The sequence below is a fragment of the Duganella radicis genome, assembly GCF_009720825.1.
Lineage (GTDB): Bacteria > Pseudomonadota > Gammaproteobacteria > Burkholderiales > Burkholderiaceae_D > Rugamonas > Rugamonas radicis.
Genome location: NZ_WNKY01000080.1, coordinates 1 through 10,271 on the forward strand (window position 1 = coordinate 1; position 10,271 = coordinate 10,271).

The following is a 10,271-nucleotide window of genomic DNA, read 5'->3' on the forward strand; positions in this document are numbered from 1 at the left end:
GGCATGCCGGCGCCCGGCCCGGCGGCGTTTGCGGCGATGGCGGGCGACCCGGCCGCCATGCCCCAGGTCCACGGCGCGGCGGCAACCGCTGTGGCAAGCATGGTCCCGGCGGCCGGTTCGTCGTCGCCGCCGGCTGGCGGTGGTGGCGACTTGACGCTGGATGCCATCGAACGGGCGGCGATTGCGGCGACGCTGGCGCAATTCAACGGCAACATCAGCCACGCGGCCAAGACGCTCGGCATCAGCCGCGCCGCGCTGTATCGCAAGCTGGGCAAGCATGGCATCTGAGCACGCGCTCAAGCTGGGCGTGGCGGCCGGCGCGGCCGGCCTGATGGCGCTCTCCATCGCAGCCGATGTGTTGTCGGCCACGCCGGAACCACGCCGCATCGTCGTGTGCGGCCTGCTCGCACTGGCCCCGGCCAGCCTGCTATGGCAATGCCTGCGCCGACTCGCCCCGCTCACGCCGCGCATGGAAGCCGCCAACGGCCTTGCCGGCGCCGCCGCACCCGCGTTGGAGGAAGGCCTGCTCGCGCTGGAAGCCCGCCTTGAACATGCGCCGATCGCGCTGTTCCGCATCGACCACGCCAGCGGCGACGGCGCAGTGATCCCGCTCAACGCCAGCGCGCGCCGGCTGCTGGCGCCCGGCCGCGCCATCGCGCCGCAAGAATTGCATCAACTGCTGGCCGCACAGCCCACCGGCCAGCGCCGCCTGGTCAGCTTCGACACCGAACGCGGTGCCGAGCGCGCCCTGGTCGCCGTCTCCGCCTTGACGCTACAAGGCTCGGCACACCGCTTGGCCGCCCTGATGCCGGTGGAAAGCGAACTGGAAGCCGAAGCCCTCAACGCCTGGCGCGAACTGGTACAAGTGCTCACCCACGAAATCATGAACTCCCTGACGCCGGTGGCTTCGCTCTCGCGCACCGCATGCGGCCTGCTGGACGAAGCCAGCGGCCAGCTGCCGCAAGACATCCACGCCGATCTGGACACCGCGCTGGACGCCATCGCCAGACGCGCCGCCAGCCTGGTGGATTTCGTCAGCAGCTACCGCAGCCTTTCCACCGTGCCGCAAGCGCAGCCGCAACGCGTGCTGCTGGAAGAATTGTTTGAACGTTTAAAAGCCCTGCTGGAGCCGCAATGGCAAGACCGGCTGACCTTCTCGGTCGAACCGGCGTCGCTGGAAGTGATGATCGATCCCGGCCAGCTGGAACAAGCCTTGATCAACCTGTTGAAGAACGCCGCCGAAGCGGCAACGCAAGCGCAGGTCAGCGCGCGCCTGAGCCGCGGCGGACGCCTGCGCATCGAAGTATCGGACAATGGCCCAGGCGTGCCGGATGCGCTGGTGACGCACATCTTCACGCCATTCTTCTCGACCAGGAAGCAGGGCAGGGGAATCGGTCTGGCGATGGTGCGCCATCTGGTGCACGCCAACGGCGGCACCGTGCGTTACGCGCGCGCGGTTGGCGCCGGCGCGCGCTTCATCCTGACGTTTTAACGCGCACCATATCGACGTGCATGATGCCGTCTTCGTCGTAAGGATCGGTCACCGTCTTGAAGCCAAAGCTGCCGTAGAATTTTTCCAGATGCGCCTGCGCGCCGATGCGGATATCCCAACCGGGATGCAGTTTCTCAGCCAGAGGAATCGCCTTCGCCAGCAGCTCGCGGCCCACGCCCGAGCCACGGCCGGCCTGCGTGGTCAGCACGCGGCCCAGCGACATCTCATCGAATTTCACACCCGGCGGCACCACGCGCAGATACGCCACCAGCGTGCGCTGGCCGTCGATCTCGCGCCAGCCCATCAGGTGATGGCAGACCGGATCGGCGCCGTCGATGTCGGGATAGAGACAGGTTTGTTCGAGGATGAAAACGGCCTGGCGCTGACGCAGTACTTCGTACCAGTCAGCGCGCGGAATATCGTCAAAAGCCAGCCAGTGCCACTCAATCATTGCTTCTCTCGTTCGTGATCAAAGCAATGATTGTAGCGGAAGCCCGATTTAAACGATGGTCAGGGTCACGTCGATGTTGCCGCGGGTGGCGTTCGAGTATGGGCACACGATGTGCGCTGCGTCGACCAGTTTCTGCGCGGTTTCGCGGTCCAGGCCTGGCAGCGAGATTTTGTGCTCGACTTGAATCGCGAAGCCGGTTGGCACTGGGCCGATGCCGACCGAGGTTTCCACCGACACGTCAGCCGGCACGGCGATCTTGTCGCGGCCACCGACGAATTTCATCGCGCCGATGAAGCAGGCGGCGTAGCCGGATGCGAACAGCTGTTCCGGGTTGGTGCCTTCGCCGCCGGCGCCGCCCAGTTCTTTTGGCGTGCTCAGTTTCACGCTCAGTTTGCCATCCGACGAAGCGGATTGGCCTTCACGGCCGCCGGTGGTTTTAGCGTGTGCGGTGTACAGTACTTTTTCGATCGACATGATGTTTCCTTTCAGTGAGTGAGTACGGCCAAGTTTAGTTGGCTATTCAATCGCGCGCTATCTACCTAAGGGTATAACAGCTTGCTAATTTACTACAACCTGCGCTGTTTGCAGCGCCCATGACCACACTATACATAGTGTGCGATCTAATAGCAAGCAATTTTTAATTAATTTGTCGCGTGGCAAGCGGCATCAAGGGAGCTATTCGGAACAAATAAAGTGACAAACATACAAATAAAGTCGCAAACGAACAAAAATAGTCGCAAAAACAGCGACCGACCTGAAGAACGGCCGGCTGAGCAAAGTGCTGTTGCGCCCGCCATTGTTCCGATTACTAGGCCGATGCTTGGATGGTTGCCCGAAAGAGAGTACCTGTTTAGCCTTGTGTCGCGAAACCACGCGTACTGGGGCTATCGCGCTGCGGCTGACACGGTCGGTGTATTTTTTGGTACGCGTAAAGAACGAGCATTAGGGCCTGCCTGCTCTGACGTCGAATACCTGGTAGCAAGGACTGAAGGGTGTCTCGGCAGTCCAATTGAAATCTTCCAGAATCACACCCTGTTCAGATTCTATCGTCTCTTCATGAAGCCGAGTGAAGTGAAGAATCTGCTGGCGCCGAGCAGTACCACAGCAGAATCTCAGCTGAAGTACCCGATGGCTCTATGGAACGGGTTGTTTACAGCAAGGCATCCGTTGAAGGCCTGTATTGAATGCATGGAAGCAGATCTAGCCGATTTAGGCATGCCTTACTGGCGCCTGTCTCATCAGTACCCAGGAGTATGGATCTGCTTGGCGCATAAGCGCATATTGCAACGCACGTCAGTTAAGACATCAAGCCAGCTACGGTTCAATCTTCACTGCCCAGATGCCGACGCACTAGAACCTCCGTTCGTCGCGACAGACAAAACAGTCTTATTTTCTTTTGCCAGGCTGATCGAGAATCTCACGGACACTAAGCAAGAAGGCGTCGCCGCGATAGCCGAGTTCAGGTTGAGATTTCTGGCTCATCTTGAGGCGCAAGGCTTACTCAATTCGTCGAAGCGGCTAAAGGCATTTGACAGATCCGATGTTCAGCAACTCTGCGCGGATTTCCTCCACGCTACCAACTTGCTACAAGAGCTTCCAGAATGTAGATCATTTCCGGTAAGTGCCGTTCATGCCTACTATAGTCTGGCAAGCTACATCAATGGCAAGAGCAAAATCTATCCGGTGCTACAGCTAGCGATAATCCTTTGGTTCAGGACATTGCCCTTTTGGTGCGAGGCCGACGAAGCTAAATGGATTCTGCGTTCACTGTAAGCAGAATATTCTCACCGTCACCGCCACCTCACTCGAAAGTCGCCGCCGCACGTTCGCATAAGTCGTCCCCGCTGCCGGACGCCTTCCACGGTGCGAATTGGGCCGTAGAATTGCTCTTTCAGTGTTGTTTCTATCGGAATACGAAGGATAGGGGCGCCGCCAAGTCGCACTAATAGCCCTCCGGCAGCGATGGGAACCTCAAATGAAGGTTGGGCAGCGCGACATGCGCCCAAAGTCTTGTGGCCGGTGTCGGGGGACAGTTCGCCGTGCTGTCCCGGTGAAGCATGTGGACCTGATCTACGCTGAAACACTCAGATAGCAGCTTGTGGGCCAGTTGCATCGGGGCCGCGTCGCTCAGCTGACAACCATCGGGCAGCGTGACCACAAGCTGGCTGTCCGTGCAGGACACCTATCACCTCGGGATGCTCGATGCCGTCGGCATGTTGTTGTTCAGTCGTCGTCCGACTCCAGATCGGCCATCAGCGCCGCTGCATTGGCAAAACGCTTGCCCTGTCCAGCCTCCAGCTCGGCGATGGCTTTGCGGGTCGTGGCATTCGGTACCTTCACCTCAAAGGGTAGGCGGTGCTCGTCGGCCACGCGCAGCATGAGTAGACGGATGGCGTCAGAAATCGATAGTCCCATTGCTTCCAACGCCTCAGCAGCACGGTTCTTGGTGTCAGTGTCAATGCGAGCGCGTACGTAGGTATCTGCGGTAGTCATAGTGTCCTCTGGGTCATTTTCAAGCAATTGTAGTCACAATGCGACCACCTTGCAAGAAAAAAAAGTCGCTGGAGAGCGACCTGAGTACGAAATTGCCAAGAAAAAACTTGACAGAGTAATAGCTTTTGCTGTATACTATTAGATTCTTAAGTTGCAGTGACAGCGATTTTACTACGTGACAGTACTAATTCTAAACACTGCTCCTTAAGAAGTCAACGAAAATTGATCATAAATAGTAAATTTAAGGAGACGTGTAATGCGTGAAGTAGAACGAGCAGGTGAGTTTAAGCGGGATTATAAGCGTGAGTCTAAGGGACGGCACCGTGCCACCCTTGCAGATGATTTTCTGGCGGTGTTGGAGGCGCTGTTGGCCGATATCCCGCTGGAGCCTCGGTACCGTGACCATGATTTGAGTGGTGACTGGGCTGGGTATCGGGAGTGTCACATCAAGCCGGACTTGCTGTTGATTTACAGCAAGGCGGAGGAAGGCGTCCTGCGTCTTTCCCGGCTTGGGTCTCACAGCGAGCTCTTCTGAGTTAGCTGAATAGGCCGTCCTTAGTGGTCTGTTGCTGAGGGCGGCCACATTGCCGAGCTGCTGGCCAACTTTGATTACCCGGTACCGGGCGGCGGCGTGTAACAAGCACAGTCGTTAAATTCCAAGTTTTTCGAAAATCACCCATAAGATTGCTTAAATGGCGTCGTGACAGTCAGATGACTGGAGGCGTGGCGCGGAAATCCCACCACAAGAAATTGGTGTCGCGTCATGGTGCAATACCGCCAATTGGGCCTTTGATGGAGATTGACGAGATGGGAAATTTGATGAAGTGGGCGCGCGGTGCCCGGTTAGCGGCTACGACGCTGGCTAGCTGCGCGGCGGCGGCGTGGTACTTGGTTCAGATCGCGCGCCTGATGGGGTGGCTGTGAAAGACAATAAAACGCCGCAACAGGTGCGGCGTTGAAAAGGTTGTGTTCCCGGCCTTTCTCATGGCATAGCATCAAGCGGTCTTGCGGCCAGATGTCAGTGCCGTGGCGCGCTCATACACGTCGTTCAACACTGCAGGTGTGTATTAATTGGCACCTCAGTTAGGACAGGATGTGCGGGGAAACGCGAACGGCAACTGAGATGTATCGCTTGCTGCAACATCGCGATCAAAGTCCACCCGTGTGTAATCGCGCGGATAATAGGAAAAAGCTTTCAACTTGAAATATGCATCTGCATCCATGTAGCGTCGAGACAATTCTAAGCTAGCGGCCTCAGCCGATCCTGCGTCGAAATCGTGACTGAGGTGAATCATCGATATCCCACTATCGTGCGAGCTGTCTGGGTCGACAGGCACAGCACCGCTCCTTGACCAATCTTGCAAAAGAATGTTCGCGGTTTTCGGCGGGCCATAGGCCACGACTGGGCCCACCGACACTCCAGAGACCGAATCTTTATGCTCGTCGAGAAACGCCCGAGTTTCGTCGAGCGTTTTTGTCGTTTCTCCGGCATATAGCAAGACATTGACCTTAGCTGCGATACCGTGAACGCTACATGCTCGAAGCAAGCTAGAAGCTCGTTTTAGATAGCGGTCAGGGTCGCGTGACTTATGCATGCTTAGAATTTGTGTAGGCGATGCCGTTTCAAGCCCAAGATCTAGCACTTTCATGCCAGCCTCAGCGAGACAGGCGATCGTTCCAGGCGTGAGCGCATCAACGCGGCTCTCTGTCCGCCATGAGATATTGAGGCCGGCGGCCCGAACCGCATTCGCGAGGGCGGTACCCCATTTCTCATTTGGGGCGAACATCGATGATTGGAAATAGGGCCGGATGTCATTGTCGCCGTACTGGTTAGCGACTGCCGCGAGCACACTGGCGATCTGCTCCGGTGCACGCAACTTCTCCAGACGGATATCCCGCTCCTCGCAAAATGAGCAGCCCATACCACACCCCCGGGATGCCTCAATACTTGGTTGATAGCGATTGAAGCCGATCACCAGAGGATGATTTAGGGCGTTATCTGGTGTCGAGGCAGGCAGGCGCCGTAAATCTGGCGAGCTTGTGAGCAGACTTGCGATAACGGGTTCTGCTAGCCCTGGTACTAGCACGTTCGCCTCAGGAAGTTTGGCGTGCAGCCAGTCAGGATCTGGACCTACAACCCACCGTCCGCCGACAACGATTCTAGCCTCCGGGTCAACGCTGCGCACCAATCGGCAAAAGGTCTGCGCCCACGGAAGGGCATAGAAACTAGGAATCGACAGCATCACGGGCAACCGGGACGGAAATACCCCCTTTTCCAACAGCATAGTGAGCACCTCGGCGGGCTCGCTATGCTCGCCATGTACCAACAAAGTTTCGGTACCCCTTGAATCAAGGATCGTTGCCAGCGACAATGCGCCGTAGTTAAGATAGAGCTGTCGGCGCGCAAGAATATGATCGCGCTTCTTGGGTGATAACATGCCGGCGGAAACAAATATAACTACATTTGAGCGCTTCATTAATACCATTGATTACTTGAGTTTAGAAGGAAGGATACACGTGCCATTTATAAGTATCGAGGGTATTGACGGTAGTGGGAAGACAGAACAGGTTAGGCTGCTTGTTGAACGCCTCAGAAATGCCGGCCAGACTGTTCTGCAAACGAAGGAACCAGATGGCGGTCGCTTAGGTATGGAGGTGCGGGCGATATTGGTTGCTCCAGATCGTCAACTTACTCCAGCAGAACAGCTTTTGCTAGTTAGTGCGGCTAGATTTGATCATGTGCGAAGTGTTATCCGTCCAGCTTTGGCGAATGGAAAATGGGTTATCTCAGATCGCTTCATCGACTCAACTTACGCGTTTCAGGTTGCGGTTTCCGATGTGGATCTCCACCAGCTTTTCCGGTCAACTTGCGAGATCGTCGTAGGGGCAACGCTCCCGGATCTGACGATCATCTTGGATCTTCCGCTTGAAGTGGCTCTTGGGCGAAGGGGACTGCGCCGTGACGGCGTTCTCGATCCAGCTGAAGCTACTAGGGATTTTGCCGCAATCCGCCATGGCTTACTCGTGATGGCACGCGAGGCTCCCGAGCGCTGCCATGTTGTTGACGCAAACCAGACGGTGGACGCGGTGGCGTGTGATATCTGGCGCATAGTGGAAAACTTGCTATAGAGCGCAGGTCGACTACGCTAGCGCGGCATTTTGAATCATCACAAGTATAAAAGCCAGAGCCTTTTCATGAATCCGCAGACCCGCAACTTGCTTATCCAACGTTTGATCGACTCTCTCTCGGGTATGGGACCTGGCTCGATATTTGAACGGTTTGGCGTTGTGCTTATTGAACGATTATGTGATGTTAGGCTTGTCCAGCGAGGGTCGTCGGTTGGCGGTAGTCCGGTCGGCGGTGCGCTGGATGCGGTGTCGGAAGATGGTAGCGTCGTAGTCGAGGCTTCGATAGCGAAGGGATATTTTGCCGGATCGATGTCCAAACCGTGGGGCGATCTCGATCACGCCTTGACCTTGGCGCCACTCGCCAAAGATATCTATCTGTTGAGTTCTCAACGGGCGGAAACGGGGGTGATAGAGGCGATGAATAACACTGCCCTGCAACAACCTCGGATGGCCGGCCGGAGACTCCACCTCATGGACAGCCGGTCTATTGCAGAGGCTATCATTGATACGCTAATGCTCTACGACGATGCCGTCGATGACCTGGCCCAACATCTGCACATCTTGGCCGAGATCCGCGATGATCACCCAGCGTCATTGAATGCCCCACCGCTGAGCACGTTTTATGTTAAAAATGAGGCGGTTGACAGAGAGTTGGACCGACGACTTGATAGCGAGGTTTGTGTAGAGGTCGTCGGAATTGGTGGTATTGGCAAATCACAGGCAGCCGCTGCGTGCCTGCTACGTAACGAGGGCCGATTCCATTATAGATTTTGGGTGAGTGGTCGAGACATCGCGAGCGTGGAGCAGCTCTCGTCGGTACCAGTCCGACGTGGCGGAGCCGAGCGCAATGTCAGTGCCCTACTGCGCAGAAATCGCACTTTTTTGGTTGTGGACGATGCGAGCCCTAGTCTCTCGGTCGAGCAGCTTGCTAACTTGTGCGGCCCAGATTCACGAATCTTGATCACACGGCAGAATCCGTCATTTGGAGCCTTCGCCATGCCTACAATGGACGCTCAGCAAGCTCGTACACTGCTGGGTAGAGGCCTCGATCAGCCAGTACCTGAAAAAGCGTTTCGAGCGATCTGGCGCGCTATTGGAGGGCATCCACTTAGTCTTGCATTGCTTAACACCGCTGCTTGCCAAGGCGTTTTGTGGGACGACCTTGCCGATGACTGCGCCAATGTCGCAAAACTGCCGGTTGACGGCGCGCGACTTGCAGACCGTATCCTCGGGCGACTGAAACCTGCGATTGAGGAGGAACTATGTCTTTTTCAGTGGGCGGGACAGAGCCATTGCGATCGAGCCTTCTTTAAGCATGTCGTCGGAGTGATACGCTTAAAAGCCTTCGAACAATATGGTCTGACCGCCCCAGAAGGTGATGCGTCGATCCGCATTCATGATATCGTCTTCGCAGCTCTGAAATCGTTGAATTGGCTAACCGACGAAAAGGCACGAGAGATTGATGGTCAGCTTGAGGCGTTCATTCTCCAACAGATTCGCGGAGACGGGTATGGCCTACAACTGATCGCTTCGCAGCTGAGAGGCAAGATCACTAGCAATGTCGAAAAGGGTGATAGACGTGCGGCCTTCCTATACGTTTTGTCGATGGTATGGATGGGCAGTGCGATTCCTATCCATTTGTTGCCGGATCCTCAAAAAGAAGCCCAGCGGCTCAAGTCGTTGGGTGCGGTCGGTAACGAAGTGGCCATCTTGGTAGTCCTTGAGTCAATCGAGGCGCGCGGACGCAGTCTTCGACAGGCATCGGGAGACGAAGCTGTCAGTGCTTGGCTGCCGACAGTCGTACGAGCCTACGACGACCTTGCGGCCATGGAAGGCCTCAGTCCCCGGCAAACCGCCGAGATAAAGCATCACCGTGCTAAGACGCTCAGCGCCGTGGGCGAAGACCTCGAAGCCGAGCGACTATTCGAAGAAGTGGTCGCAGCCTATCCACTGAACGAGGCAAAGCTTCAACTAGTGCGGTCATACAGCCGTCAGCCGCGAAAGTACGAAAAAGCAAAGCAATATGCGTCAGAGATTATCAAGGCGAAGCTGAGTGGCAGCGTTTCCCCGTCGCTGACACTAGCTTTGGGGGACGCGCTTAATGGAGCGCGTCAGACTTGGGCAGGAGAACTCATCGCAGAACACGAGGAGCTATTTCTTTCGGAGGCGCTATATAGTGCCGCCATCGGTATACCGCAAGGCTATCACTCGGTCGCGAGCTTCGTCCGGGCGCTGGTTTGGCATGCACCAGACCAGGTAGGGAAAGTATTAGATCGTCTGCCCGAGCCGTCACCTTGGATGCTGGACGATGACCAGAGCCGCGGTAGCTACGCGGAGATCATGCTGCTCGCGTCGAATGTTGGCGACGAATCCATTTACCTGAACCAAGCACTTGAAGCGTATGAGGCACTGAAAGTGCCGAATCACTATCAGAAGCGAAAATGGGGGGAGGTACTTTACCGACTTAGCCGCTACGAAGAGGCAGAGGCCATCCTGGAGACAATTGAAGATAAGAGTGGCTGGATCTGGTTGGCTCATAGTCTCTCACAGGTGAAATATGAGCTGGGCAAGTTCAACGATGGATTGTGTCCCACGACGTGGTGTATGAAGACTTCGCCGGAATCGGCGTTTAGGAAGGCAGCTTGAGGGCGGCCATTGTGATTCTTAAGGTAAATTTGGGTTTGCGAAGACTCAACTCAACCAGAG

Annotated in this window: 10 protein-coding genes; 6 read left to right on the top strand and 4 right to left on the bottom strand. The window is 56.3% G+C overall.

Features of this window, described 5'->3' with window-relative positions:
- The coding region (locus GM676_RS31915) for a helix-turn-helix domain-containing protein (RefSeq protein ID WP_308936708.1) at window positions 1–288 on the top strand (288 nt) is incomplete at its 5' end.
- Window positions 278–1,492: a sensor histidine kinase gene (locus GM676_RS30570; protein ID WP_155468336.1), complete on the top strand. Its 1,215-nt coding sequence runs from the start codon at window positions 278–280 to the stop codon at window positions 1,490–1,492. The genes GM676_RS31915 and GM676_RS30570, both read left to right, overlap by 11 nt.
- Here GM676_RS30570 and GM676_RS30575 read toward each other — a convergent pair.
- Window positions 1,476–1,943 carry a GNAT family N-acetyltransferase gene (locus tag GM676_RS30575; protein WP_155468337.1) on the bottom strand — a complete coding sequence of 156 codons (468 nt, stop codon included), beginning with the start codon at window positions 1,941–1,943 and terminating at the stop codon, window positions 1,476–1,478. The two genes, GM676_RS30570 and GM676_RS30575, sit on opposite strands and share 17 nt — an antisense overlap.
- A gap of 48 nt (window positions 1,944–1,991) precedes the next feature.
- Window positions 1,992–2,417, bottom strand: coding sequence for an organic hydroperoxide resistance protein (locus GM676_RS30580; protein ID WP_155468338.1), 426 nt, complete (start codon window positions 2,415–2,417; stop codon window positions 1,992–1,994).
- A 219-nt stretch (window positions 2,418–2,636) separates the two neighbouring features.
- Here GM676_RS30580 and GM676_RS30585 point away from each other — a divergent pair, with 219 nt between their 5' ends.
- The gene (locus GM676_RS30585; protein ID WP_155468339.1) at window positions 2,637–3,716 is read left to right on the top strand and encodes a TniQ family protein; all 1,080 of its coding nucleotides are present in this window, start codon (window positions 2,637–2,639) and stop codon (window positions 3,714–3,716) included.
- A 450-nt stretch (window positions 3,717–4,166) separates the two neighbouring features.
- Here GM676_RS30585 and GM676_RS30590 read toward each other — a convergent pair whose 3' ends face one another.
- Window positions 4,167–4,436, bottom strand: a complete 270-nt coding sequence (locus GM676_RS30590; protein WP_155468340.1) for a type II toxin-antitoxin system RelB/DinJ family antitoxin — start codon at window positions 4,434–4,436, stop codon at window positions 4,167–4,169.
- Window positions 4,437–4,692: 256 nt separating this feature from the next.
- Between GM676_RS30590 and GM676_RS30595 the strand changes: the two genes are divergently transcribed.
- Window positions 4,693–4,971 carry a type II toxin-antitoxin system YafQ family toxin gene (locus GM676_RS30595; RefSeq protein WP_155468341.1) on the top strand — a complete coding sequence of 93 codons (279 nt, stop codon included), beginning with the start codon at window positions 4,693–4,695 and terminating at the stop codon, window positions 4,969–4,971.
- Between the two features lie 544 nt (window positions 4,972–5,515).
- Here GM676_RS30595 and GM676_RS30600 read toward each other — a convergent pair.
- Complete coding sequence (locus tag GM676_RS30600) at window positions 5,516–6,913, bottom strand: B12-binding domain-containing radical SAM protein (protein ID WP_155468342.1); 1,398 nt, start codon at window positions 6,911–6,913, stop codon at window positions 5,516–5,518.
- Here GM676_RS30600 and tmk point away from each other — a divergent pair.
- Window positions 6,873–7,565, top strand: a complete 693-nt coding sequence (gene tmk, locus GM676_RS30605) for a dTMP kinase (RefSeq protein WP_155468343.1) — start codon at window positions 6,873–6,875, stop codon at window positions 7,563–7,565. The genes GM676_RS30600 and tmk overlap by 41 nt on opposite strands.
- A gap of 30 nt (window positions 7,566–7,595) precedes the next feature.
- Window positions 7,596–10,211: a hypothetical protein gene (locus GM676_RS30610; RefSeq protein ID WP_211923321.1), complete on the top strand. Its 2,616-nt coding sequence runs from the start codon at window positions 7,596–7,598 to the stop codon at window positions 10,209–10,211.
- Window positions 10,212–10,271: the final 60 nt, after the last annotated feature.

What these genes read in the sequence shown, in the direction of transcription:
- GM676_RS30595 (WP_155468341.1), top strand. Translation starts at nt 4,693, where the DNA reads ATGCGTGAAGTAGAACGAGCAGGTGAGTTTAAGCGGGATTATAAGCGT.
- GM676_RS30575 (WP_155468337.1), bottom strand. Translation starts at nt 1,943, where the DNA reads ATGATTGAGTGGCACTGGCTGGCTTTTGACGATATTCCGCGCGCTGAC.
- GM676_RS30580 (WP_155468338.1), bottom strand. Translation starts at nt 2,417, where the DNA reads ATGTCGATCGAAAAAGTACTGTACACCGCACACGCTAAAACCACCGGC.
- GM676_RS30570 (WP_155468336.1), top strand. Translation starts at nt 278, where the DNA reads ATGGCATCTGAGCACGCGCTCAAGCTGGGCGTGGCGGCCGGCGCGGCC.
- GM676_RS30590 (WP_155468340.1), bottom strand. Translation starts at nt 4,436, where the DNA reads ATGACTACCGCAGATACCTACGTACGCGCTCGCATTGACACTGACACC.
- tmk (WP_155468343.1), top strand. Translation starts at nt 6,873, where the DNA reads ATGCCGGCGGAAACAAATATAACTACATTTGAGCGCTTCATTAATACC.
- GM676_RS30600 (WP_155468342.1), bottom strand. Translation starts at nt 6,913, where the DNA reads ATGAAGCGCTCAAATGTAGTTATATTTGTTTCCGCCGGCATGTTATCA.